Here is a 24650-nt window from a genome sequence, read left to right as displayed (position 1 = left end):
GCCATCTATGGGGGCATTGGCGTGAGAAAACTGCCTCGCGTTCTTGTCGTTGAGGACGAGCCGTCCATTGCCGAACTGATCGCCGTCAACCTTCGGCACAACGGCTTTGCGCCGACGGTCGTGTTCGACGGAATCGCTGCGCAGCGCGAAGTCGATGCTGTGCTGCCCGATGTGATCCTGCTGGACTGGATGCTCCCCGGTGAGAGCGGTGCCTCTCTGGCTCGCCAGTGGCGCAAGAACGAGCGCACCAAGACCATTCCCATCCTGATGCTGACTGCGCGAAGCGACGAGTCCGACAAGGTACAGGGGCTGGACGCCGGTGCGGACGACTACATCACCAAGCCGTTTTCCACGCAGGAGCTGCTCGCTCGCATTCGGGCGGTGCTGCGCCGCAGAGCGCCCGAGGTGGTGAACGACTCCGTGCAGGTGAGCGAACTCTCGCTCGACGCAGCCACCTACCGGGTCACATTCCGGGGCTCCGAACTCAAGGTGGGGCCTACCGAATTCAAGCTGTTGCACTACCTCATGAAGCATGCTGAGCGGGTACACACCCGTGGTACGCTGCTCGACAAGGTCTGGGGAGACCATGTTTTCATCGAGGAGCGTACCGTGGACGTGCATGTCAAACGATTGAGAGAATCTCTGGGTGAAGCGTCCGGCATGGTTGAGACGGTGCGCGGCGCTGGCTATCGCCTCACGGCGATGAACAACACCGGGAAACCGGCTCAGGGCGCCAGCATCCCCACGGCATGACCCGTCGGGCGATTGAACTGCTGCTCCTGGTGGCGCTGGGAGCGGTTCTTGGCTGGATGCAGGATTCCGCCGGCTGGACGTTTGGCGGTGCGCTTTGTGGCGCTTTGGCCTGGTCGTTTCTGGACGGTCTGCGTGCACGTCGCGTGCTGCGCTGGCTCACCAAGGCGGATGGCGCACGCGCACCTCGCATCGGCGGTACCTGGGGCGAAATGGTCGACCGCTGCCGCAAGCTCATCAAGAAGCTGGAGAAGAAGGCACAAAGCAGCGACGCCCGGCTGGAGGATTTTCTGGCCGCCATCCAGGCTTCGCCGAATGGCGTGGTGCTGCTGGATTCATCCGGGCGCATCGAGTGGTCCAACCTCACCGCAGCCAACCACCTGGGATTCGACCCACAACGCGACCTCGGCCAGTACGTGCGCAATCTGGTGCGAAATCCGGCGTTCACGGCTTACCTGGGTGGGGGCGATTTCGGTCATGAAATTCAGATCGACGGTCCTGGGCCCAGGCCGTCGCAGCCGACCAAGATTTCTCTGCAGGTTCACCCTTACGGCAAGAAGCGCAAGCTCATGATCACACGCGATGTCACCGCCGTGCAGCTGGCCGAGACCATGCGGCGCGATTTCGTGGCCAACGTTTCGCACGAGATACGCACGCCGCTCACGGTGCTCAGCGGGTTCGTGGAAACCATGCAGAACATTCCGCTTGAAGAGGCCGACCGCTCGCGCTACCTCGACCTCATGAGCCAGCAGGCCCAGCGCATGCAGACGCTGGTGAGTGATCTGCTCACCCTTTCTCGCCTCGAAGGCAGCCCAGCGCCTGGACCTGGCGAGTGGATCGACAGCGAAGAACTGCTGACGCATGCGGTGCAGGAGGCGCGTGGACTCACACAGGCCATTGCGCCGACGCCGCACGATGTGCAGGGGATGCCTGGCCCCGACCTCTGGATTTCGGGAGCGAAAACCGAGCTGCTCAGCGCCATGTCCAATCTCTTGAGCAACGCGGTGCGCTACACGCCCGGAGGCGGTCAGATCCGCGCTGGCTGGCGCATGCGCGAAGATGGCTGGGTGGAGTTTTACGTGACCGATACGGGTCCCGGCATTGCGGCCGAGCACCTGCCGCGACTGACCGAGCGCTTTTATCGGGTCGACCGCAGCCGCTCGCGCGAAACAGGTGGCACGGGCCTCGGACTGGCCATCGTCAAACACGTGGCCCAGCGGCACGGCGGACGCATCGAGGTGCACAGCGCGCTGGGTGAAGGCTCCACATTTGTGATCGCGCTGCCTCCCTCCAGAGTGCGGGAGCGCGTCACTGGCTAGTGCTACCGGCTGACCCGCTGGTAGACCAGAAGGCTTTCCTTGCTGTCCGTCAGGCGCCGCACCGTTGCCTTGAACGCCCATTGCGTGAGATCCACGCGGAGGTCCAGGGTGGACTGGGTGTCTGGTGAGACGACCAGGCTGCGGCAGACGTCGCCCGAGCCCGATCCCGTGAGCACGAGCTGGAGTTCGCCGTGGTACTGCAGTGCTGCGATCTGCGCCTGGGTAAGCCCGTCGGCCAGCACGCATTGCTGGCGGTCCACGAGCCCTGCGACGCCACGAGAAATGGGGCCGTAGCTGCGCCCGAAGTCGAGCAGAGGAAGCCACAGTGTCATGAGCAACAGCCAGCACAGCGTGCTGCCAGCTGCTGGAAGGATCAGACTCTTCCAGAGGGCCTGCCGGTGCTTTCCCACTCGCCAGGCGACCAGCCATATCCACGCCCCGGTGGCTACTGCACCCAGCACAAAGAGCAAAAGCGAAAACTCCGGCACAAAGCCGGGCGCCAGCTTGGCCACGTTGGCGGCCGGCTTGGCCGGTACGCCGGTCTGCATGGCAAACCAGATCACCCAGATCACCAATGCGCAGCCTGAAAAGAAAAGCAGGGTGAACCAGTCCACCAGCGCTGAAACGCTGCGCCTCAAGGTGGGGAGCGCAAAGGCTGCCAGCGCCGCCAGCGCCGGCAGTGCCAGCAGCAGGGCGCGGTCGCGCTCGTCGGACAGTGCGCTGTGGCTCGCGTTCACCAGGACCGCCCAAAGGGGCAGGGCGACGTGAGGACGGAGCAACTGATGGCGCCATCGCCATAAGGTCCAAAGTGCGAGCGGCCATGCAGGCCAGGTGAACCAGATCAGCAGCTTGCCCCAGTTGCGCCACTGCACCTGGTCCAGTGGCACCAGCAACGTCGGAGCCGGCAGCTGGCCGGTCAGGAAGGCGGTGCCCAGCACCAGCACCAGCGCCACAGTGCACCACAGGAGCGGGTTGCGAACGCTCTTGGGCGCTTCCAGCAGCCAGTCGGTTTCTGGTGCGAGCAATGAACTGCCGCGGCGTGCCACCCACAACACCAGCAAAAGCCCGGCACCCAGCAGGGCAGCGATCCAGGGTGCGCCACTGAACACCAGCGAAAGGGTCGCAAGACTCCAGATGCCTACCGTTCGCCAAGGTTGACGGCTCCCCGCATGGGCGAGACGGGCGGCTGAGAACAGCAGCAGGGACACCATTGCCAGGCGGGTGAGGTCGGGCGTGGTCTCGTGGGACAGCTGGGCGAGACCCAGGCACGCCACCAGTGCAAGCAGCCCGGCATCGGCCAGCGCCCGGGCGTAGTCGGTGGGGTTGGCCTCACCCCCGAAGGCGAAGGCCACTGGCTGAGCGGCGGGTTGACGGGCGAGGTGGTAGACCGTGTACCAGGTGCACGTGAGGGTCAGTGCCAGAAGCAGGGCAAACGGTATCCGTACGGCGAATTCGGGAGAGAAGAAAGGGAGCAGGCGGATGAAGGCCGCTCCCAGCCAGTAGGGCAGCGGGCCCGCGTCTTCGACCGCGAGACCCAGAACCTGGGGCGACCACCATCCGCTGTGCCCAGCCGCCATTTCCAGCATGACGCCAAACGCCGAGACATCGTGGTTCTTCCACGGTTCACGCCCCAGGAAGCCGGGTAGAACATAGGCCGCACAAAAAAGGAACAGCGCCAGCCGGGGCAGGCGCCGCACGGCCGCTTGGCTGACGATGGCGGGGGTGGGTTGGTTCACTTCTGGGAATATACAAGGCAAAAAAAAGCAGCCGGCAGGCTGCTTTCTATATGAGACACCCCCAGCGGGCTGGCAGTGTCCATGCACACCGCCGATTACTTGGCGGGCGTGCCCTTGCCGTAGCGGTTGCGGAAGCGCTCCACGCGGCCACCCATGTTGTCCACGCTTTTTTGCGTGCCGGTGTAGAAGGGGTGCGACTCGCTGGAGGTGTCCAGCTTGTACAGCGGCAGCTCGCGGCCGTCTTCCATCTTGATCATCTCTTTCGTGTTCGCGCAGGAGCGGGTCACGAATTTGAAGCCATTGGAGAGGTCCTGGAAGCAGACTTCCCGGTAGTTGGGGTGAATGCCTTCTTTCATGGCGGTTCCTTCAGTTCAGGTGCGGCAGCCGCAGGGAAACCATTTCCCCGTACTTCTCGCAATGTGCAAAGCCTTCGATTCTAGCAGCAAACAGGCTGTCAGCCGCCACGCCGCATCATGTCGAAGAACTCGGAGTTGTTCTTGGTCGACTTCATGCTCTTGAGAACCATTTCCATGGCCTCGATTTCGTCCATGTTGTACATGAACTGCCGCAGGATGCGGGTCTTCTGCAGGATCTCGGGCTGCAGCAGCAATTCTTCGCGGCGGGTTCCGCTGCGGTTGAGCTGAATGGACGGGAACACACGTTTTTCGTACAGGCGGCGATCCAGATGGATTTCGCAGTTGCCGGTGCCCTTGAACTCTTCGAAGATCACTTCATCCATGCGGCTTCCGGTGTCGACCAGCGCGGTGGCGATGATGGTGAGCGAGCCGCCTTCCTCGATCTTTCGCGCTGCGCCAAAGAAGCGTTTCGGGCGTTGCAGGGCGTTGGCATCGACACCGCCGGTCAGCACCTTGCCGCTGGAGGGCAGCACGTTGTTGTAGGCCCGGGCCAGGCGGGTGATCGAGTCGAGCATGATCACCACGTCCTTCTTGAGCTCCACCAGGCGCTTGGCACGCTCAATGACCATTTCGGCCACATGCACGTGCCGCGCGGCAGGTTCGTCGAAGGTGGAGGCGATGACTTCTCCGCGCACGGTGCGCTGCATTTCCGTCACTTCTTCCGGACGCTCATCCACCAGCAGCACCATCAACTCCACTTCGGGGTGGTTGGCGGAGATGGCATGGCAGATGTGCTGCATCATGACCGTCTTGCCGCTCTTGGGCGGCGCCACGATCAGCGCGCGCTGGCCGCGGCCGATGGGCGCAATGATGTCAATCACGCGCCCGGTGATGTTCTCTTCACTCTTGATGTCGCGCTCCAGCCGCATCTGTTCCTTGGGGAACAGGGGCGTCAGGTTCTCGAACATGATCTTGTGCTTGTTGTCCTCGGGGGGCAAGCCGTTGATCTTGTCGAGTTTGTTGAGTGCGAAGTAGCGCTCCCCATCCTTCGGAATCCGGACCTCGCCTTCGATCATGTCGCCGGTGTGCAGATTGAAGCGGCGGATCTGACTGGGCGAGATGTAGATGTCGTCGGTGCTGGCGGTGTAGCTGGTGTCCGGTGCACGCAGGAAACCGAAGCCGTCGGGCAGCACTTCGAGGACACCGTCTGCGTACACCAGTTCGCCGCCTTTGGCGCGCTTCTTGATGATCGCAAACATCAGTTCCTGTTTGCGCATGCGGCCGGTGTTCTCGATTTCGAGCGCTTCGGCCTGCTTGAGGACTTCAGACACGTGCAGTGCCTTGAGTTCGTTGAGGTGCATGGAATTCACTCCGGGAGGGAGTTGAGTCAGTAACCGGGGGAGGGGGCGCTGGCGTCCGGGTGGCGGACGGTGCGCGAGATGGTGAGCAGGCGTCTGTCAGGCCCGCTGGCGCAAATTATGACAGGAAAAGCGGGGGGAGGAAGTGAAACGAGGCCCGGGCGTTGCACCCGGGCCGCACAGCGGCAGCCTTCAGGCCAGTTGCTGGTCGAGGAAGGCGGTGAGCTGAGCCTTGCTCAGCGCGCCCACCTTGGTGGCGGCCAGCTGGCCATCCTTGAAGAGCATGAGCGTGGGGATACCCCGGATGCCAAACTTGGCGGGAACATCGCGGTTGTCGTCCACGTTGAGCTTGGCGATCTTGAGCTTGCCGTCGTAGGAGCCCGCCACTTCATCGAGGATGGGCGCAATCATCTTGCAAGGACCGCACCACTCGGCCCAGAAGTCCACCAGCACCGGCGCCTTGGCTTCCAGAACATCGGCCTGGAAGCTCGCATCGGAAACGTGTTTGATCAGGTCGCTGGCCATGATTCATCCTAAAAAGCGTTGAACGGGGAGGTTACAGTTTGAGCACATGCCAGAGAGGGGAAACGGAGACGGAACACCCCCTGCGCGCACGATCCGCACCATTGTGACAGAAACCCCCATTTCATGACGCCAGCAAGCCCATCCCGCGATGCCCCGCCGGCAGTGGGGGAACATCCGGCTGCGAGGGCTTGGTCGAGGCTTGTGCAGTGCATCGCCTCGGCAATGGAAGAACGCGGTGTAGCGGCAGGTCGCACGGTCGTCATGGTGCCCTACGCGCAACTCATGGATGCCGGTCGGCGCGCCTGGGCCACGGCCCACCCCAGCGGGTTTGCCCCACGGTTCGAATCGAGCCGAAACTGGGCCTCAACCCTTCAACCATTCTCTCCGGGCCCCCGGGAGCTTGGCGTGGACATGGCGCGAGACAGCCTGGTGGCCTCGGCCCTCATCGATCGAGTGGCGCCTGCCAGGGGCGATGCCGACCTGCGCGCGGCCATGGTCTCTCGCCTCGTCGAGTCCGCGCGGCAACTTGCCCCGCTGGCAGCCGCTGTGCCCCCAGCCGCCCGCCTTGCCTGGGCCGCACCTCTTCGCCAGGCCCTTGCTCCGGACCTGCAAGCGCTGCAGTGGGAAGGCCTGCTGGCTTCCCTTGCCCTCACCTGGGCCAGCACCTCGGCTTACCAGTCAGACACCTTGTGGGGCGAGTCCGCCATCCCGGGCGCCAATTCGGATCTGCTCGTGGTGCTGCGAGGTTTCCATCACGACCCCCTGGCCGATGCCCTGGTGGCGCATTGGGAAACGCGGGCTCTGGTGCTGCCCTTTCTTGAGTTCTATGAGTCCTCAAATAGGACGACGGCGCCGCGCATGCATGCCTGCGGCGACGCCGAGGACGAAGCCCAGCGCGCCGCCGCCTGTGTGATCGCGCGAGTCAACGCGGGTCTGGCGCCGGTGGCCCTGGTGGCCAACGATCGCCTGCTCACGCGCCGCGTCAGTGCCATGTTGAATGGCGCCGGTCTCTCGGTGCGCGACGAAACCGGCTGGAAGCTTTCAACCACACACGCTGCGGCTGTCCTCATGAGCCTGTTGCGGGCGGCAGATGCCCGGGCTTCCATGGACGACGTGCTGGATGTGCTCAAGCAGGTCAGGCACTGGCCAGATATCGCGGTGCAGTCGCTGGAACAACTCGCACGAGAGCTGGGCGTCTCGCGCTGGAAGGAGGCGCTCGGCAGCCGACGATTGGCCGCCGCTTTGCCCGAGGGCCTGGCGCCTTTGCTGGAAAGCTTGCAGGCGGGGCGGCCGTTGACCACCTGGCTGGCCGATGTGGCGGCTGCGCTGCGTGCGGTGGGCCAATGGGATGTGTTGATGGCCGACCCGGCGGGTCAGCAGATGCTCCGGGTGTTGCGCCTGGGCGATGGCGCGGCGAACGAGCTTGCCGGTTTGTCCGAGGCCTTTGAAGCGCCTGGCACACGAACGCGTAGCGGCGCGCGGTTGTCGCTGGCGGCATTCACGAGCTGGGTGCGCGAGGTGCTGGAAGGCGCGAGCTTCACGCCCTCCAGCGAGGGTGCTTCTGCCGTGGTCGTGCTGCCGATGGCGCAGTTGCTCGGCCGGGAATTCGCGGCCACTGTGGTGCCGGGCTGTGACGAACTGCACCTGAGTCCGAGCCCAGAGCCGCCTGGAGACTGGACCACCGCACAGCGAGCGTTGCTGGGCCTGCCCTCGCGCGAGGCCATCGCGCTGGCGGCCCTCAGCTCCTGGCAGTCCACGCTGGCAATGCCTGAGCTCGACCTGCTGTGGCGCACGCAGGAGCGGGGCGAGTCGGTGCTGCCCAGCGCCTGGGTGCAGGCACTGGATGGGTCGGCGGCGGCCGATCCTCGCGAGCAGCGGGCATTGCAAACACAAGTGCCGGCCCGCCCAAGTCCTTCCGCGCGCGACGTATTGCCAGAATCGCTCTCGGCCAGCGCCTACCAGGATTTGCGCGACTGCCCCTACCGCTTCTTCGCGTTGCGCCAGCTGCGACTGGTGGAGGCCGCCGAACTCGAAGCCGAACCCGACCAGCGCGACATGGGCAACTGGTTGCACGCCGTTCTGCGAGCCTTCCATGAACAGCGCGGCGACGCCCGCCCCGGGCGAGATGCGGACCGCGCCGCGCTGAACCGTCTGGCAGATGAAACGGCTGCGGCCATGGGCCTGAACGCGGGCGAGGGGGGTGCCGGCTTCCTGCCCTACCAGGCGGTATGGCCGGCCCTGCGCGATGGTTATCTGGAGTGGCTCGCAGGCTTCGAGGCCAGCGACGGCCAGCCAGGACCACGATTCATTGAGGCAGAGGCCGAGCTTCGGGCCAGCGCCGGGCCGTGGGCCTTGTTCGGCAAGCTCGATCGTGTGGATCACCAGGACAGCCCCGAAGGCCCGATTCCCTTTGTGATCGACTACAAGACCGAAGCCCGCGACAAGACCCTGGGCCGCGTCAAGCAGCCGCTGGAAGACACGCAACTGGCGTTCTACGCTGCGCTGCTGCCCGACGAAAACCTGCGCGCCGCTTACCTCAGCATTTCCGACAAGCGTGGCGACAGCGCCAGGGATGCGCCCACGCGGCTGATCGAACAGCCCGAGGTGCTGATGGCCCGTGAACGCCTGCGCGAAGGTCTGGTGCGCGACCTGGCGCGCGTGGCCGCAGGATCGCCGATGCCGGCACTGGGTGAAGGAAATGTCTGCGAGCACTGTGCGGCGCGCGGTCTTTGCCGCAAGGACTTCTGGGAGGCCGCATGAAAGCCGCCGCCTACCGCTTGAATGGCGCCCTCACCAGCCGCGAAGATTTCTACGCGCTGGCTTGCGATCCTGCGCGAAGCGTGGCGGTAGAGGCTTGTGCCGGCGCTGGCAAGACCTGGATGCTGGTCTCTCGCATTCTTCGCGCGCTGCTGGACGGCTGCGCAGCACAGGACATTCTGGCCATCACCTTCACCCGCAAGGCCGCTGGCGAAATGCGCGACCGGCTGGATTCCGAGCTTCGCCGCTGGGCAACCCTTTCTGATATGCAACTCGCCGCCGAACTGCGCTCGCGCGGTTTGAGCGAGAGCGATGCGTTGCGGCGCGCCAGCGAGGCGCGCGGCCTGCACGCCCGGGTGCTCGCGCAAGGCCGTACCGTGCAGGTGCGAACCTTTCACGGCTGGTTCGCGGCCTTGCTGCGCGGCGCGCCACTGAGCGTGTTGCAGGAGCTGCACCTGCCGGTTCAATACGAGCTGCTGGAGGACGACGAAAAAGCGGTGGCGCAGGTGTGGCCCCGTTTTTATGCGGCGCTCGTCGCAAGCCCACCCGACCGGCAAGATTTCGTGGACAGCGTGGCGCAGCACGGCCGCTCTCAGACTGCAAATGCCTTGAAGAAGGCGCTTCAGAAGAGGGTGGAATTCGCGCTCGCCGATGCGGCGGGCGTGGTCGAGACGTCGGTGGAAACCGTGGCCGCGCTGTTCCCTGAATTCGCCGGATTCGACGATCCCCTGCAGTGGCTGGTGCGCGACGCCCGCGCCGGGACCTTGCTCCGCGAGGCGGCTCAGGCGCTGGCTCGTGCCAGCGCGGTCACCTTCGCCGCCAAGGGTGTCGAGCTGGCCAGAGCGCTGGACGACGCCAATGCAGACCTGGCGCTCGAGGCCTTGCTCACCCAGAAGGGCGAGGCGCGAAAGTTTGGCGAGAAAATCGTCGGCATTGAAGCCGTGCGGATCGCGCAGGATCTGGCGATGCGCGCGCAAGCGGCGCATGCCCAGCAGGCAGCCTGGCAACACCACCAGCGCATGGCGCGCCTGACGCGCGTGCTGCTGGCCAGCTTTGCCGAACTCAAGCGCGAACGCGGCTGGGTTGACATGAACGATGTGGAAGGTGCAGCGCGGCGCCTGCTGGGCGACGCGGAGCTCTCCGGCTGGCTGCAGCAGCGGCTGGACGCACGCGTGCGCCACGTGCTCATCGACGAGTTTCAGGACACCAACCCGCTGCAGTGGCAGACGCTTTACGGCTGGCTTTCCGCGTACGCCGGGGCCGGCTCGGGCGATGCGCCCTGCGTGTTCCTGGTGGGCGATCCCAAACAATCCATCTACCGTTTTCGCCGCGCCGAGCCGCAAGTGTTCAAGGCGGCTCAAGCCTTCGTGCTTGAAGGACTCGCGGGCGTGCTGCTCAGTTGTGACCACACCCGCCGCTGCGCTCCTGCCGTGGTGGATGTGCTCAACCAGGCCATGGCCGCCGCCGTGCAGGCTGGTGAATACGGCAGCGACTTTCGCGCCCACACCACCGAGAGCATGGGGGATGGTGCCGTGCTCTGCCTGCCGCAGTTGCCGCGCAGCTTGCGAGAACGCGAAGAGGGCGCAGGCGACTTGGGCGAATGGCGTGACAGCCTGGTCACGCCGCGCGTGCTCCCGGACGAAACCATGTCTGCGCTGGAAGCTCGCCAGGCGGCCAACTGGGTGGCCACCGAGATCGCCTCCGGCCGTGTCGCGCCGGATCAAATCATGGTGCTGTCGCGTCGTCGCGAGCGGCTGGCCTGGATGTTCGAGGCCCTGCGCGAGCGCGGCATCGCCAGCGAGCAGCCCGAGAAACTGGAGCTCGGCGATGCCCCTGCGGTGCAGGACGTCATCGCACTGCTCGACGCCCTGGTTTCGAATGGGCACGACCTGAGCCTGGCGCGCGCGCTCAAGTCTCCGCTGTTTCTTTTCAGCGATGACGACCTGGCACAACTGGCGCGCCTTCGGCTTCTCTGGGCGCCTCCGCGCCTGGTCGATGGGACCTCGGCGGCGCGGTTGTCCTGGTGGGTTGTTCTGCAGCGCTTCGGGAGCCTGAGCCCCGATGAGCAACGCACTCTGGCGCAGAACGACTCACAGCATGAACGACTGCAGGACGCAGCGCTGCGCCTGGCGACTTACCAGAAGTGGGTCAACGAACTGCCACCGCACGACGCCCTCTCCGCCATCTACGACCATGGCGACCTGCTCGCGCGCTTTGCACAGACTGTTCCAGCCGCTCAGCGCCCGGCTGTGCTGGCGCAGTTGCGCGATTTGCTAGGGCAATCGCTTGCCCTGGAGGGCGGGCGGTTCCTAACACCGTACCGGCTGGTGCGTGCCCTCAAGGCCGGCGGCATTCGGGCGACACCGTTGCACACGCCCGGCGCGGTGCGCCTGCTCACCATCCACGGCGCCAAGGGCCTGGAGGCCCACACCGTGCTGCTGCTCGACACCGACACCGGCGGCTCGCGGCCCGAGAGCATGGGCGTGCTGGTGGACTGGCCCGGCGAAGAAGCGGTGCCACGTCGTTTTGTGTTCCTCGCCAGCGAGAAAAACCCACCCGCTTGTGCAGCCGGGGCATTGGCCATCGAACAGCAGGCGCGCTCGCTGGAGGAACTCAACGCGCTGTACGTAGCGATCACGCGGGCCGAATCCCGGCTGGTCATTTCCAGTTTCGAGCCGCACCGGCGTGAAGCCTCTGCCACGTGGTACCAGCGTCTGCAGCCGCTCGCCCAACCCCTGGACGCGCCCGAAGCCGACCACCGATCGGTGGCGGCGCAGCTGCAAGACCTGCCCTTCACGCTGCCGCGCCTGCCCGCCCTGGCCGTGGAGTCGCCCAAGTCGCCGGCGCCTGTCGAACTCTCCGTGAACGACACGGCCACCCGCGTTGGCCTGGCGCTGCACCGGCTGCTGCAATGGCGACCCACACCTGCCGGCGCCTTCAACTGGAACGACGATCACACTCATGCCGTGGCGCGTGAATTCGAACTGGATGCGTCGCAAGCCCGCGATGCGCTGGCCATGGCAATCCGCATCGTCCAGGGCGAGGCGGCGTGGGCATGGGATGCCGATCTGCTCGACCACTGGGGCAACGAAGTCGAGCTGTTCCACCAAGGCGCGCTCTGGCGGCTGGATCGACTGGTGCGCCGCCGCGACAGCGGCGAATGGTGGGTGCTGGACCACAAGAGCGCTGTCCACCCCGAACGTCAGCCCGAGTTGCTCGCGCAGATGAAGCGCTACCGCGTCGCCATGGCCGCGGCGCGCCCGGGCGATACAGTGCGGCTGGCTTTCATCAACGCGCAGGGCCGGCTCATCGAAGTGCTGGCCGATACGGATGCCTCTTGAACACTGAAATAAACATGGATGTGGCCGTTGTGGGCGGTGGGCCTGCAGGCCTCATGGCCGCCGAGGTGATGTCCCGCGCCGGTCTGGTTGTGCATCTGTTTGACGCCATGCCCTCGGTGGGGCGCAAGTTCCTGCTGGCTGGCAAGGGCGGCATGAACCTCACACACGCCGAATCTTTTGGTGCATTTGTGGGCCGCTATGGTGCCGAGGCAGAGCGCCTGCGCCCGCTGCTCGAGGTATTCGGTCCGCAGGCGGTGCGCGGATGGGCTGCGGGGTTGGGCAGCGACACCTTCGTGGGCAGTTCGCAGCGCGTGTTTCCCACCGACATGAAGGCCGCACCCCTGCTGCGCGCCTGGCTGCATCGCCTCCGTCATCCATCAGACGGCGGTGTGCCCGTGAGCTTTCACATGCGCCACCGCTGGAAGGGCTGGGATGCCGGTGGCAGGCTCCACTTTGAAACCCTCCAGGGTGGCTTGCGCGTCCATGCCCGGGCGACCGTGCTGGCGCTGGGCGGTGCAAGCTGGGCTCGTCTGGGCTCTGATGGCGCCTGGGTGCACCAGCTTCAGACCGCCGGCATCGACGTGGCGCCGCTGCGGCCGAGCAACTGCGGCTTTGATGTGGTCAATGGCTGGTCCCCTTACTTCGTCGAGCGGTTTGCGGGCCAACCCTTCAAGTCCGTCGCCATTCACGTCGTCGATGCCGCGGGACATGTATTCCTGCGCAAGGGCGAGTTCGTGGCGACGGCTACCGGTGTTGAAGGCAGCCTGATCTACGCCGCGTCCAGCCTGCTGCGCGACGAGATCGAACGCACAGGGCGAGCCACCTTTGAACTCGACCTGCTGCCCGACCGAAGTGCTGATCAGGTGCTGGCCCAGGTGTCGCACCCGCGCGGCTCGCGAAGCCTCTCCAGCCACCTCAAAAGTCGGCTCGCTCTGGAGGGCATCAAGATGGCGATCGTCAACGAGCGGGTGGACAAGGCCACGCTGCACGATCCAGCACGGCTGGCGGTGTTACTGAAGGCTCTGCCCATCACACTGGTGCGCCCACGTCCCATCGATGAAGCCATCAGCAGCGCAGGCGGTGTGGTGTGGAGCGCGCTGGACGACTCGCTCATGGCGCGAGCGCGTCCCGGCCTGTTCTGCGCTGGGGAAATGCTGGACTGGGAAGCGCCCACCGGCGGCTATCTGCTCACGGCCTGCCTGGCCAGTGGAGTGCGAGCGGGCAAGGGCGTGGTGGCCCACCTGCGCGCGGCAATTCAGTCGACCAGCGCTTCCAGAATCAGCGAATAGGACTTGCCCAGCCAGAGCGCGCCGTCCCGGTGGTCGCTCAGCGCATCACCCGTGTTGGGGTGGATGAGCACATCCAGCGCGCCGTGGTTGAGCGTGAGCCAGCCGGCAACGAAGGCAAACTCCGAGGCGTCGAAGGCCACCTGAAACGTCCACGCGGGATGTGGGCCGACCGGCTTTTCATGGAATCGCCCAACCTGCACGCGCGCCCCGAGCTCGGTGGTGATGACTTCGCGCAAGGCCCAGGCGGCGTCACGCGTGTCTGCTCCGAAGTACACATGGGCGTGCCAGCTGGTGATGGAAGAGGGATCGCGCACAGACATGGCTCATCATGCCAGCAAGCATGCGGCTGTGTGCCACATGCCGATGGGAATCACTTGCGTCGGATGTCCTGCACGATCTCGTTGGAGAGAGCGGCCACCTGTTTGTCGGTCATGGCCGAGAAAATGCCCTGCCAGGCGCTGGAACTGGTGGCGTACTGCCCCGCACCCAGGCGGCGCTTGGAAGGCAGTTCGACAAATTCCGCGGACGCGTCAATGAACGCGTTGCCGGTCAGGATGCCAAAGCCATATCGGGCGCCTGAGGTCAGGTAACGGTAGTCTTTGACCGTGATCCGCACCAGCGTCGTGCCAGCCGGCTGTGTTGGCGGCTCTGATTCGAAGTAGGCGAACGCGAGGCCCGCCGAAGCTGCCGATGCCTCGAAGGCAGTGCGCCATTCAGCGCGAAAGGTGTGCCAGTCGTTGGATGTCTGAATGCCCGGCGCACCTTGAATGAGCACTGCCACCCGGGTGGTGGGCACCGACGGCGCAACCATGGCTGGCCCACTGGATTGTGCGTCCGTGCTGGCGGGGGGCTTGCTGACGGTAGCGGCGCAGCCGCTCAAGACGAGGGCACCAACGAAGGCGAGGGCGGTCAGGCAACGGGTCATGGAGCAAGTCTTGGGGTAGAGATGAGGCGTGGGGAGAGATTCCGAGCGCAGCAGGATTCACCTTCGCTGCGCGATGGGGCATCAAAAAAAAGGGGTGACGAGCCTCTACCCCGGCACTGGATTCACAGTTAGGGCTGCTTGGTTCCCCACCTGACCCGGTTGGCCGCTTCACCATGCGGGAAGGCCCGTCGGGGACTATTGTAGGCGACGGGCCCTGGCGATGCTTTCAGCGCAGTTGCAAATCTTCGTTGCCAAAGGTGATGGACAGCGGCTCGATGATCAGTTGCTTGGCGCCGGCTTCAACCCGGCCTGCCACCAGCGCATGCACGCCTTGGGCCTTGGCCACTTCCACGGTGCGCTCCGCCTGGTCGGCCGGCACGAAAATGGCGAAACCTGCGCCCATGTTGAGCGTGCTGTAGGCCTCGCGGTCGTCCTGCTTCGCGTGCTGCTGGATGAACTTGAGCACCGGGGTGACTTCGGGCACCTGGGTGATGCGGTAGGTGAGTTCGGCGGGGTGGCGCAGCAGCTTGCGCCAGCCGTGCCCGGTGATGTTGGCGCAGTAATGCGGCGTGATGCCGGCGCGGTAGAGCGCTTCGGTAACCGGGGAATACAGCACGGTGGGCGCGAGCAGCGCCTCGCCAAAACTCAGGCCAGGGCTGAGTTCGGTGAGGTAGCCCTGCGGCAGGCGTTCGGCCAGCTTGCGCGCCAGGCTCAGGCCGTTGGCGTGGATGCCGCTGGAGGCGAGCAGCACGATGGCGTCGCCCGCGCCAAGGCGATCGCCCACAGAAAGGCGTTCCTTGGGGTTGATGAGGCCGGTGCACGAGGCAGCGAGATCGATGCGGCCGGCTTCGACGATGCCGGCCAGGGCCGGCGTCTCGCCACCGCCCCAGGCCACGCCGCAGATGTCGCAGGCCTTTTTCCAGCCGGCCACGAGGGCCTGGGCGCGCGTGGCGTCGCCAAACCAGTCGCTCCCGCCAGCGGCCCAGTAGGCCTGCACCACCAGGGGCGTGGCGCCTACGGTGATGAGGTCGTTGATCGCCATGGCAATGGTGTCTTGCGCGATGCCTTCGTAGTAACTCTTGCCGGTCAGGCGCGCCATTTCGTCGGCCACCAGGGCTTTGCTACCCAGGCATTCGACGATGCTGGCCAGGTAGAACGGGCCCACGTCGACCACGTACGCCGATTCACCGCGCGAGGCGGCAATTTCACTGAAACCGTGCGCGCCGAGGTGGGCGCCGGTGGCGGCGGCAGCGCGTTGCGCAGCCACTTTCAGCGGGTCGATCAGGTCGTAGTTGACGCCGGCTTGTTCATAGCTCAGCGTGTCGGTGGCGGCGGGGGATGTGGGGGAAGACATGGCGGGGATTATCCGGGATCGGCGGGCCGGCCCGCCGAGGGGGCGCCCGTAGAATGCGGGGAATGTCCTACCTCGTGCTCGCCCGCAAGTACCGCCCCAAGACCTTTGCCGAAATGGTGGGCCAGGCGCACGTGGTGCAGGCCCTCTCGAACGCCCTCACGACCCAGCGTCTGCACCACGCCTACCTGTTCACCGGCACGCGGGGCGTGGGCAAGACCACCGTCTCTCGCATTCTGGCCAAGTCGCTCAACTGCCTGGGGCCCGACGGGCAGGGCGGCATCACCGCTGAACCGTGTGGCGTGTGCCAGGCCTGCACCGACATCGACAGCGGTCGTTTCGTCGACTACACCGAGCTCGATGCCGCCTCCAATCGCGGTGTGGACGAGGTGCAGGCGCTGCTGGAGCAGGCGGTGTACAAGCCGGTGCAGGGCCGGTTCAAGGTCTTCATGATCGACGAGGTTCACATGCTGACCAACACGGCGTTCAACGCCATGTTGAAAACGCTGGAAGAACCCCCCGAGTACCTGAAGTTCGTGCTGGCCACCACCGATCCGCAGAAGGTGCCGGTGACGGTGCTCTCGCGCTGCCTGCAGTTCAACCTGCGCCCCATGGCGCCCGAGACCGTGCTGGAGCATCTGCAGCAGGTCTTGCAGGCTGAGCAGGTGAGTGCCGATGTGCAGTCGCTGCGCCTTATTTCGCGTGCCGCTCGCGGCTCCATGCGCGATGCGCTCTCGCTCACCGACCAGGCCATCGCCTTTGGTGGCGGCCAGCTGCAGGAAGCCACCGTGCGGCAGATGCTCGGTGCGGTGGATCGTTCGTATGTGCTGCGGCTGATCGATGCGCTTTCACGCAGCGATGGAGCGCAGGTGGTGGAGACGGTCGATGCGTTGCGTCTGAACGGCCTGAGCGCCGCTTCTACGCTGGAGGAAATGACGGGTGTGCTGCAGCGGATGGCGGTGCTGCAGGCGGTGCCCGGTCATGCGCAAACTGAGGGGCAGGACGACCCTGATGAAGCCCAGATCGCTCAACTCTCGCAAACCCTGCCGGCCGACGAGACGCAATTGCTCTACAGCCTGTGCCTGCACGGCCGGGGCGAACTCGGCCTGGCGCCCGACGAGTACGCCGCGCTCACCATGGTGCTGTTGCGCTTGCTGGCGTTCAAGCCTGCGGGCGCGGTAGAAAAAAAAACACTGAAAACGGCTGAGCCGAGGCCTGCCAGTCCTTCAGCAAGTCCCTCAGCAAATCCGACTTCAAGTCCACCTGCAAGCCCGCCGCTGCCCGCACTCGCCCCGGTGGTGGCGCCGGCCCCCGTATTGGCTTCGGCCGCACCGCCACCTGCTGCGGAGACCAACGAAGAGCCACCCTGGCCTGAGGACGAGGGTCCCCCGTGGGAAGAAGCCGAGCCCGCGCCCGGTCGCGTTCTGGCCATTCCCGTGCGAGATGCGGGCGAGCCTGGCCGCCTCGACCAGCCGCAGCCACGCGCGCCTGAGCCTGTGGCCGCAATGGGTGGCAGCGAAGAGGGCGATTTCTGGTTCGATGCTGTCATGCAGCTCGCTCGTGCCGAGGCGATCACCGCACTGGTGCGCGAACTGGGGCTGCAATCCCAGCTGGTGGCACGCGATGCCGGTCAGTGGATGCTGCGGGTGGAACGAAGCTCGCTCAATCAGGGCAATGCGCGCGATCGGCTCGCCGCCGCGCTGCAGACTCTTGGCCACGAAGTACGCCTGGTGGTGGAGATCGGCAGCGTTACCGATTCGCCTGCACGGCGTCTGGCCTTCGCCGCCCAGCAGCGCCAGCAGCAAGCTGAAGCCCTGATCCTGGGCGATCCTTTCGTGCAATCGATGATGCGCGACTTTGGCGGCAAAATCGTGCCAGGCTCGATCAAGGCCACCAGCGTCTGAGCCACTTCAATTTCTTCCATTCAGACAACAAGGAAATCCATGTTCAACAAAGGACAACTCGCCGGCCTCATGAAGCAGGCGCAGGCCATGCAGGACAACATGAAGAAGGCGCAGGACGAACTCGCCAACATCGAGGTCACCGGAGAGTCTGGTGCCGGCCTGGTGAAGGTGTTGATGACCTGCAAGCACGACGTAAAACGCGTGACGATCGCCCCCAGTTTGCTGGCCGATGACAAGGACATGCTGGAAGACCTGGTGGCCGCAGCCTTCAACGCCGCCGTGCGCAAGGCCGAGGAAACTTCGGCCGAAAAGATGGGCAAGATCACCGCCGGCATGCCGGGTCTGCCCGGCGGCATGAAGTTCCCCTTCTGAACACCCTGGCGCTCCACCCTCCAAGACCTTCATGGCCGACAACCACTCGCTGGAACTGCTGATCCAGTCGCTGCGGCGGCTGCCAGGCGTGGGCGTGAAGTCGGCACAGCGCATGGCGTTTCACCTGCTGCAGCACGACCGCGAAGGCGCGGTGCAACTGGCGCGTGCGCTGGAGCAGGCCACGGCCTCGATCAAGCATTGCTCGCTCTGCCACACGTTCACGGAAAACGACCTCTGTCCCACCTGCAGCGATCCGAGGCGCGATCTGAGCCAGCTGTGTGTGGTGGAAACGCCGGCCGACCAGGCGGCCATGGAGCGCACCGGCGCCTACAAGGGCCTGTATTTCGTGCTCATGGGCAAGCTCAGCCCGCTCGATGGCGTGGGGCCGCGCGACATTGGCTTGCAGAAACTATTCGACCGCATCAGTGCCGAAGCCGGATTGCACGAAGTAATCCTGGCCACCAACTTCACCGCCGAAGGTGAAACCACCGCGCACGTGATCGCGCAGGCGCTCAAGGGGCGTGGTGTGCAGGTCACGCGGCTGGCACGCGGTGTGCCAGTCGGCAGCGAGCTCGAGTATGTGGACCTCGGCACCATTGCCCACGCCCTGGTTGACCGGCGCTGATCAGCGCCTTTTTCTTGACGGAAAGAAGCCTTTCATGAAGCTCGCGGGATTGACAGTGGCGTATTGGGCGGTGTTGGTGGCGGCGCTGTTGCCGCTGGCTTGCGGCTGGCTCGCCAAGTCCGGCTCCTTTGGCAAGTCGCGAAAAGAGGGCGGCTACGACAACCACAACCCGCGTGCCTGGATGGCGCGTCAGACCGACTGGCGCGCCCGTGCCAACGCGGCTCAGGCCAACAGCTTCGAGGCGCTGCCTTTCTTCATTGGTGCCGTGATCATTGCCCACCAGCTCGGGGGCACGCAGATCCGCATCGATGTGCTGGCCTTCGTGTTCGTGGTGCTGCGGCTCCTCTACATCGCGATGTATGTAGCCGACATGGCGACTGCGCGCAGCTTGCTCTGGACAGCGGCGCTGGCGGTGAACATCGCGATCCTGTTCACCTGACGCCGCGCGGTGCGTCCCGCGGACGCACTCGTTACATCAGCTTGCAATTGCGCTCGGTACAAACCCGCTCGGGATTGGTCCCGATGCGGCTTCAGGCCATCGCCCCTAGGCTCAAGCATCACCAAGAATTGCGAGTCAAGAGAGGAAAACCGGGTCATGTGGAGTCGCCGTCAGTGGGGTCGGGTCTGTGCGCTGGGCGTGGTTGCAGCGGCGTTGCCGCCCTTGCATGCCCAGACCGCCCCGGCACCAGCTGCAGCTTCACCGGGTGCCCCGCCGCGCGCGCCTCGCCTTGTGATCGCGGCCTACGAGCGGTCCTCTTTCTGCTATCTGCCCCTGACCATCGCAGATCGTCTGGGCTACTTCGCGCAAGAGGGGCTTGATGTCGAGGTGCGCGAGTTCGCCGATGCCGCACTGGCTGCGCAGGCCGTGCAAACGGGCACCGCGCATGTGCTCTCGGCGCCTTACAGCAGCACCATCAGCCTGCAGGCCAGAGGCCAGAATTTCCAGTCTTTCGTGTTGCAGGGTCGAGCGCCACAGATCGTGCTGGGCGTCTCGCTCAAGACCATGGGGCACTACCGCCAGCTCAGCGATCTGCGAGGACGACGCGTGGGCGTGGTGTCCGATGGATCTTCATCTCACCGCGTGGCGAGCATGGTGCTTGGCAAAGCGGGCCTGCGTCCCGGCGAAGTGCATTACGTTGCCCAGCCTTCGCCCGTGCTGGCCTTGCAGGCTTTCCGGCGCGGGCAACTCGATGCCATCAGCTACAACGACCCCACGGTGACCGAGCTGGAGCAGGGCGGCGAGCTGCGAGTGGTGGTGGACACGCGCAGCACGCGCGGCACCGCTGATGTGTTTGGTGGGCCCATGCCATCGGGCTGCCTCTGCGCTCCGGTGGATTTCCTGGCGCAGTACCCTCGGGCCAGCCAGGGTATGGCCGACGCCATGGTGCACGCCTTGAAGTGGCTGCAGACGGCAGGACCGTCAGACCTCATCAAGGCCGTGCCCGAGCGGCATTTTCAGGGCGACCGCGCGCTGTATCTGGCCGCATTCACGCGTGTGCGCGAGGCCTGGACGGTCGACGGTCTCATGCCCGACGCGGGTCCAGCGACGGCCGCGCGCATGCTGGCGCTGTTTGAAGATGCGGGCTCTGTTCAACGGGTCGACCTGGCCCGCACCTTCACCAACGATTTCGCGCGCAAGGCCAAGGCCCGCTTTCGGGCCTGAGATCAGCGCAGGTTCGGGGTGGCGCCGACGGCGAAACGCGGCGTAGCTTCGGTGCTCTTGTTCGCAGCGGCAAATGCCGAGCCACTGTCTTCGCTGGTGTTGGCGGCCACGCTGTCGCGCGAGGCCTGGTATTCGGCGGTCACCTGCTCGCGCGTCTTCTCGCTGCGGAAGTCGCGCAGGGGGTTGTACGAGGTGGACCAGGGGTTCACGCCAGCCGCCTTGAACTGCGCAAGTTCCGCCTGAACTTCAGCGCGGGTGCGGGTGGACGTGAAGGCGGTGTCGTCGATGCTGATGTCGCCGGCGAGCGAAGTGCCTGCAAATGCGCTGCCCGTGGTGGCGGCGATGGCGATGAGGGCGGCGATGGTGGACTTGCGGTTCATGTGATTTCTCCAGAGGTTCATGCGAGAGTGCATGGGAAGAAGTTTGAACTTCAAACCGCAGAAGAAAAATCACCTGGGCCAGCATGCGGCATTGCAACATCCGCAACAATGCGGCGCTTGAAGACCGCGCTTCCAGCCTCAGGGCCGAGGCTTTGAACGCTACTTTTTGATCGTGGTCGCCACGCGCGTTTTGCTCGACGCGCTGGCGGCTTTGGCTTTCACCGGCTTGCGGATGGCCGCCGTGGTGGTCTTGCGCTTGCTGGCACTTGCAGTGTTCTTGACCGGCTTCCTGGCGCTGCTGGCCATGGTTGCGCGCTTGGGCAGCAGCAAAGTGATGCGCTGACCGGCCTTGAGAGGCGCATTGACCGCAAGCTTGTTCCAGTCCGCCACGCTCACCGGGCTCACGCCGTAGCGCCGAGCCAGGCGAGCGAGGTTTTCACCCTGACGCGCTCGCACGGTGGTGCGCGCCAGGGTCACTTCAGGCTGCAGGCTCAGTTGGGCGTTGTCAGCGACGTGGCCTGGCACATCACCATTTCGTTTGTCGGTGCGCGGCACCAGCAGGCTGGAGCCGGCGCGCACCTGCATGCGCGGCGGTATGTTGTTGACGCTGCGCAGTTCGGATTCGCTCATGCCCACGCGCGAAGCGGCTTGTGCCACCGACATCGTGGTCGGGACCACCCAGGCCGTCCAGCTCGCCAGCGGGCCGGTGTGTTTGCTCAGGTTGTCCTCGAAGATCACCGCGTTGTCCCAGGGCAGCAGGATGTTGGGCGTGCCAGCTGCCATGACCATGGGTTGCTTGAGCGACGGGTTGAGCACGCGGAAGTCCGCTTCGCTGATGCCGGCAAGGCGCGAGATGACGGCCACGTCCATGTCGCGCTGGAGCGTGACGGTGTCGAAGAACGGGTGGTTTCCAATGAGGGGCAGCGTGGCGTTGTAGGCCTCCGGCCGCGCAATGATGTTCTTCACAGCCTGGAGTTTGGGCACGTACTGGCGAGTCTCGGCCGGCATGGTGAGATCGGTGTAGCTGGTGGGCATGCCCAGGCGCTGGTTGCGGGTGATGGCGCGGTTCACATTGCCCTGGCCCCAGTTGTAGGCGGCCAGTGCGAGGTGCCAGTCGCCGAAGCGGCCGTGAAGCTGCTGCAGGTAGTCCAGCGCTGCGCGGGTCGACGCCAGCACATCGCGCCGGTCGTCGCGAAACACGTTCTGCCGCAGATCGAAGGATTCACCTGTTGCCGGCATGAACTGCCACATGCCAGCGGCTCGGGCACTGGAGACCGCCTGCGGGTTGAACGCGCTCTCGATGAAAGGCAGCAGCGCCAGTTCCATGGGCATGTTGCGGCGCTCGATCTCTTCGACGATGTGGAACAGGTAGCGGCTGGAGCGCTCGGTCATGCGCTGGATGTAGTCGGGCCGGGTGGCATACCACTGCTCGCGATCACGCACCAGTTCGCCCTGGAGATCGGGCATGGCGAAGCCGCGGCGGATGCGGTCCCAGAGGTCGGAGGGGGCATCCAGGCTGGCCACGCCATGCGCACTGGTGTCGGATGTGCCGATGGCGCTGAGCGGGATGTCGCTGGGCAGGCGGTAAGAGGGCAGGCTCTTGGGTGGGGTAACTGTGGCTGCCTGGGGCGGGGTCGGGGCGGTGGGCTCTGGTGGCAGGGTGGTGGCACAGCCGGAGATCAGCAGGACCAGCGCAGTGCCGGCGGTCGTGAGCCAGCGGCGGGAATGTTCGGGTAGCGAGAGGAGGGTCATCAGAAAACGTTTTTCCATTCCCGAAGCGTGGCGAAGACCGTCACGGCGTCGGCGGGTTGGCCAGGCGTTCGAGCCTGGGCGGCATGCACCACCTCTTCCTGGTCGGTGCGCAGGAATGGGTTGATGCGTTTTTCCAGGCCGATGGAGCTGGGCAGTGTGGGAAAGTTCTGCGCGCGTTGCGACTGGCAGCGCAACTGGTAGGCGGCAAGATCTGCGTTGTGCGGTTCTACCGCCATCGCGAAGCGCAAGTTCGACAGGGTGTACTCATGCGTGCAGCAGACCCGGGTGGCATCGGGCAACGCGGCCAGGCGGCTCAGCGAGTCCAGCATCTGGGCCGGGGTGCCTTCAAACAGCCGGCCGCAGCCGCCCGAGAACAAGGTGTCTCCACAGAACAGCAGGGGCGCGCCGTCGAGTTCGGGTGTGTAGAAGGCAATGTGTCCAGCGGTGTGGCCTGGCACTTCCAGCACCTCGAAGCGCAAGCCCAGGGCCTGAACTTTATCGCCCGCCACCACGCGCCTCAGCGGTTCGGGCATGCGCTCGCGGGCCGGGCCGATCACGCGTGCGCCCGTGGCGTCGCGCAGTGCTGCCACGCCACCCGTGTGATCCGGATGGTGATGGGTGACAAGTATGGTGTCGAGTCTCAGCCCTTCCCTGGCCAACCATTCGGTCACGCCTGCAGACTCGCCCGGATCCACCACCAGGGCCTGCTCGTGGTCGTGCAGGGCCCAGATGTAGTTGTCGCTGAAGGCCGGGATCGGGGTGAGGTGCATGGAGCGAAATCGGGATGAGGGCGTGTAGAGTGCGGGCTGGCCGTTTAGGCGTCCCGCAGTGTCGCAGACTTCCCACGGGTGCCGCACCCTGCTTTACAAACCATGACCGCAAAAATTATAGGGTTGACCGAGTGGTTCGGCACCGCGCCGGGCCGGTACCTGCTCGATTGGGAGCAGGCCCAGTTCGACCTGGCTGCGGCCGATCTCTTTGGCTTCAACGCCTTGCAACTCGGCCTGCCCGAGCTTGATGCCCTGCGCAACAACCGCATGCCGCACCGTTGGCTGGCTTTGCCCGAAGTGCTGCCGTTGGAGACAGATCCGTCGGCCACGCGCCTCGCCGGCGCCGGCCAGCCACGCGTCGCCCTGGTCACGGACGCGGCGGCACTGCCGTTCCCGCCGGCCAGCCTGGATCTGGTGGTGCTGCCCCACACGCTGGAATTCAGCGCCGATCCTCACCACGTGCTGCGCGAGGTGGAACGCGTGCTGGTGCCCGAGGGCCGCGTGGTGATCTCGGGGTTCAACCCGGCCAGCCTGTGGGGCTTTCGCCAGGGCCGAAGCCGGTTCTGGGAGCGCGTTGGTTTGCATTCGGCAGGCGGCCCCGATCTCTACCTGCCAGACGCGGGCGATTTCATCGGCCCCTGGCGCTTGCGCGACTGGCTGCGCTTGCTCAGCTTTGAGCTGGAGTCGGACCGGTACGGCTGCTACCGCCCGGCCATGCGCACGGAAAAATGGCTGCAACGCAGTGCCTGGCTCGACAGAGCCGGCGCGCGCTGGTGGCCCATCTTCGGCGCTGTGTACTTTGTCGTGGCGGTCAAACGCGTGCGCGGCCTGCGCGTGCTGGGCCCCGCCTGGAAGCCGCGACGGGCCAAGGCCGCGGCGCCAGTGCCGGTGGCCAATCGGCATTGATGCCGGGCTGTGCCCGATCAGCCGACCTTTACTTTGTCTTTACGTTCTCAAAAAGGAATAGTTTTGAACCACGTGGTGATCTACACCGATGGCGCCTGCAAGGGCAATCCGGGACCGGGCGGATGGGGGGTCTACCTCCAGTCGGAAGGTATCGAGAAGGAGCTCTGGGGCGGCGAGCGAAACACCACCAACAACCGGATGGAACTGACCGCAGTGATCGAGGCGCTTACCGCGCTGAAGCGACCGTGCCGAGTCTCGCTCTACCTCGACAGCCAGTACGTGCGCAAGGGCATCACGGAGTGGATTCATGGCTGGAAGCGCAAGGGCTGGATCACCGCCGCCAAGCAGCCGGTGAAGAACGCCGAGCTCTGGCAGAAACTCGATGCCCTGGTGCACAGCGGCGTGCACCAGATCGAGTGGCATTGGGTCAGGGGCCACGCCGGCGACCCCGGCAACGAGCGGGCCGATGCCCTGGCGAATCGGGGCGTGCCCGTGTGAGATATGTACCGGCTGAAATGTCGGGAAGCGGAACTTCTGCGCTCTTGCGGCGCTCACCACTGCTACATTTCGT

22 protein-coding genes and 1 other RNA gene are annotated in these 24650 nt (G+C 65.4%); 12 read left to right on the top strand and 11 right to left on the bottom strand.

All coding sequences use genetic code 11. The annotated features are described in order from the left end of the window. The first annotated feature begins 21 nt into the window (after positions 1-21). Positions 22-753 (top strand): phosphate regulon transcriptional regulator PhoB, encoded by a 732-nt coding sequence (gene phoB, locus CAP37_RS09195; protein ID WP_086123889.1) that lies wholly within the window; start codon positions 22-24, stop codon positions 751-753. Beyond that, positions 750-2069, top strand: coding sequence for a phosphate regulon sensor histidine kinase PhoR (phoR, locus tag CAP37_RS09190; RefSeq protein ID WP_086123888.1), 1320 nt, complete (start codon positions 750-752; stop codon positions 2067-2069). The genes phoB and phoR overlap by 4 nt, the downstream gene beginning before the upstream one ends. A 2-nt stretch (positions 2070-2071) precedes the next feature. On the opposite strand, the gene CAP37_RS09185 is transcribed toward phoR, so the two are convergent. From CAP37_RS09185 to trxA, 4 genes are all read right to left on the bottom strand, one after another. Beyond that, positions 2072-3805: a hypothetical protein gene (locus tag CAP37_RS09185; RefSeq protein WP_086123887.1), complete on the bottom strand. Its 1734-nt coding sequence runs from the start codon at positions 3803-3805 to the stop codon at positions 2072-2074. 95 nt (positions 3806-3900) lie between these two features. Next, the gene (locus CAP37_RS09180) at positions 3901-4161 is read right to left on the bottom strand and encodes a type B 50S ribosomal protein L31 (RefSeq protein ID WP_086123886.1); all 261 of its coding nucleotides are present in this window, start codon (positions 4159-4161) and stop codon (positions 3901-3903) included. Positions 4162-4259: 98 nt separating this feature from the next. Next, positions 4260-5522, bottom strand: a complete 1263-nt coding sequence (rho, locus tag CAP37_RS09175; protein WP_086123885.1) for a transcription termination factor Rho — start codon at positions 5520-5522, stop codon at positions 4260-4262. A 189-nt stretch (positions 5523-5711) separates the two neighbouring features. Further along, positions 5712-6044, bottom strand: coding sequence for a thioredoxin TrxA (trxA, locus tag CAP37_RS09170; RefSeq protein WP_086123884.1), 333 nt, complete (start codon positions 6042-6044; stop codon positions 5712-5714). Between the two features lie 411 nt (positions 6045-6455). Here trxA and CAP37_RS09165 point away from each other — a divergent pair, with 411 nt between their 5' ends. The 3 genes from CAP37_RS09165 to CAP37_RS09155 are packed head-to-tail and all read left to right on the top strand — an operon-like array spanning position 6456 to position 13431. Next, entirely contained in the window at positions 6456-8804 is a 2349-nt protein-coding gene (locus tag CAP37_RS09165) for a PD-(D/E)XK nuclease family protein (RefSeq protein ID WP_256926996.1), read from the top strand. After that, complete coding sequence (locus tag CAP37_RS09160) at positions 8801-12142, top strand: exodeoxyribonuclease V subunit beta (protein WP_086124904.1); 3342 nt, start codon at positions 8801-8803, stop codon at positions 12140-12142. The genes CAP37_RS09165 and CAP37_RS09160 overlap by 4 nt, the downstream gene beginning before the upstream one ends. Before the next feature lie 14 nt (positions 12143-12156). Next, positions 12157-13431 carry a TIGR03862 family flavoprotein gene (locus CAP37_RS09155; RefSeq protein ID WP_086123882.1) on the top strand — a complete coding sequence of 425 codons (1275 nt, stop codon included), beginning with the start codon at positions 12157-12159 and terminating at the stop codon, positions 13429-13431. Here CAP37_RS09155 and CAP37_RS09150 read toward each other — a convergent pair. The 4 genes from CAP37_RS09150 to CAP37_RS09135 form a co-directional block, all read right to left on the bottom strand. Continuing rightward, entirely contained in the window at positions 13398-13751 is a 354-nt protein-coding gene (locus tag CAP37_RS09150; protein WP_086123881.1) for a DOPA 4,5-dioxygenase family protein, read from the bottom strand. The two genes, CAP37_RS09155 and CAP37_RS09150, sit on opposite strands and share 34 nt — an antisense overlap. A gap of 50 nt (positions 13752-13801) precedes the next feature. Further along, entirely contained in the window at positions 13802-14356 is a 555-nt protein-coding gene (locus tag CAP37_RS09145) for a DUF4410 domain-containing protein (RefSeq protein ID WP_143435916.1), read from the bottom strand. A gap of 93 nt (positions 14357-14449) precedes the next feature. After that, positions 14450-14546, bottom strand: an RNA gene (gene ffs / locus CAP37_RS09140) — signal recognition particle sRNA small type. 36 nt (positions 14547-14582) lie between these two features. Next, positions 14583-15710: an AIR synthase-related protein gene (locus tag CAP37_RS09135; protein ID WP_086123879.1), complete on the bottom strand. Its 1128-nt coding sequence runs from the start codon at positions 15708-15710 to the stop codon at positions 14583-14585. A 62-nt stretch (positions 15711-15772) separates the two neighbouring features. Between CAP37_RS09135 and dnaX the strand changes: the two genes are divergently transcribed. The 5 genes from dnaX (at position 15773) to CAP37_RS09110 (ending at position 20271) form a co-directional block, all read left to right on the top strand. Further along, entirely contained in the window at positions 15773-17611 is a 1839-nt protein-coding gene (gene dnaX / locus CAP37_RS09130) for a DNA polymerase III subunit gamma/tau (RefSeq protein ID WP_086123878.1), read from the top strand. Positions 17612-17650: 39 nt separating this feature from the next. Then, positions 17651-17983 (top strand): YbaB/EbfC family nucleoid-associated protein, encoded by a 333-nt coding sequence (locus CAP37_RS09125; protein ID WP_086123877.1) that lies wholly within the window; start codon positions 17651-17653, stop codon positions 17981-17983. 31 nt (positions 17984-18014) lie between these two features. Next, on the top strand, positions 18015-18608 hold the full coding sequence (recR, locus tag CAP37_RS09120; RefSeq protein ID WP_086123876.1) for a recombination mediator RecR: 594 nt from the start codon (positions 18015-18017) through the stop codon (positions 18606-18608). Positions 18609-18642: 34 nt separating this feature from the next. After that, the gene (locus tag CAP37_RS09115; RefSeq protein ID WP_086124903.1) at positions 18643-19047 is read left to right on the top strand and encodes an MAPEG family protein; all 405 of its coding nucleotides are present in this window, start codon (positions 18643-18645) and stop codon (positions 19045-19047) included. 156 nt (positions 19048-19203) lie between these two features. Beyond that, the gene (locus CAP37_RS09110) at positions 19204-20271 is read left to right on the top strand and encodes an ABC transporter substrate-binding protein (protein ID WP_086123875.1); all 1068 of its coding nucleotides are present in this window, start codon (positions 19204-19206) and stop codon (positions 20269-20271) included. A 2-nt stretch (positions 20272-20273) separates the two neighbouring features. On the opposite strand, the gene CAP37_RS09105 is transcribed toward CAP37_RS09110, so the two are convergent. The 3 genes from CAP37_RS09105 to gloB form a co-directional block, all read right to left on the bottom strand. Then, a complete protein-coding gene (locus CAP37_RS09105; protein ID WP_179190174.1) occupies positions 20274-20651 on the bottom strand; it encodes a DUF4148 domain-containing protein in 378 nt (125 codons plus the stop codon). 159 nt (positions 20652-20810) lie between these two features. Beyond that, the gene (locus CAP37_RS09100) at positions 20811-22403 is read right to left on the bottom strand and encodes a transglycosylase SLT domain-containing protein (RefSeq protein WP_256926921.1); all 1593 of its coding nucleotides are present in this window, start codon (positions 22401-22403) and stop codon (positions 20811-20813) included. Then, on the bottom strand, positions 22403-23173 hold the full coding sequence (gene gloB, locus CAP37_RS09095) for a hydroxyacylglutathione hydrolase (RefSeq protein WP_086123872.1): 771 nt from the start codon (positions 23171-23173) through the stop codon (positions 22403-22405). Before gloB ends, CAP37_RS09100 begins: the two co-directional genes overlap by 1 nt. Before the next feature lie 102 nt (positions 23174-23275). Between gloB and CAP37_RS09090 the strand changes: the two genes are divergently transcribed. Then, positions 23276-24079 carry a class I SAM-dependent methyltransferase gene (locus tag CAP37_RS09090; protein ID WP_086123871.1) on the top strand — a complete coding sequence of 268 codons (804 nt, stop codon included), beginning with the start codon at positions 23276-23278 and terminating at the stop codon, positions 24077-24079. A gap of 63 nt (positions 24080-24142) precedes the next feature. Then, positions 24143-24577, top strand: coding sequence for a ribonuclease HI (gene rnhA, locus CAP37_RS09085; RefSeq protein ID WP_086123870.1), 435 nt, complete (start codon positions 24143-24145; stop codon positions 24575-24577). Positions 24578-24650: the final 73 nt, after the last annotated feature.

Origin of the sequence: Hydrogenophaga sp. IBVHS1 (assembly GCF_002127265.1) — a bacterium.
Classification (GTDB): domain Bacteria; phylum Pseudomonadota; class Gammaproteobacteria; order Burkholderiales; family Burkholderiaceae_C; genus Hydrogenophaga.
Note: the sequence above shows the minus strand (reverse complement) of the source record. Positions and strands in the feature narration are given on the sequence as shown.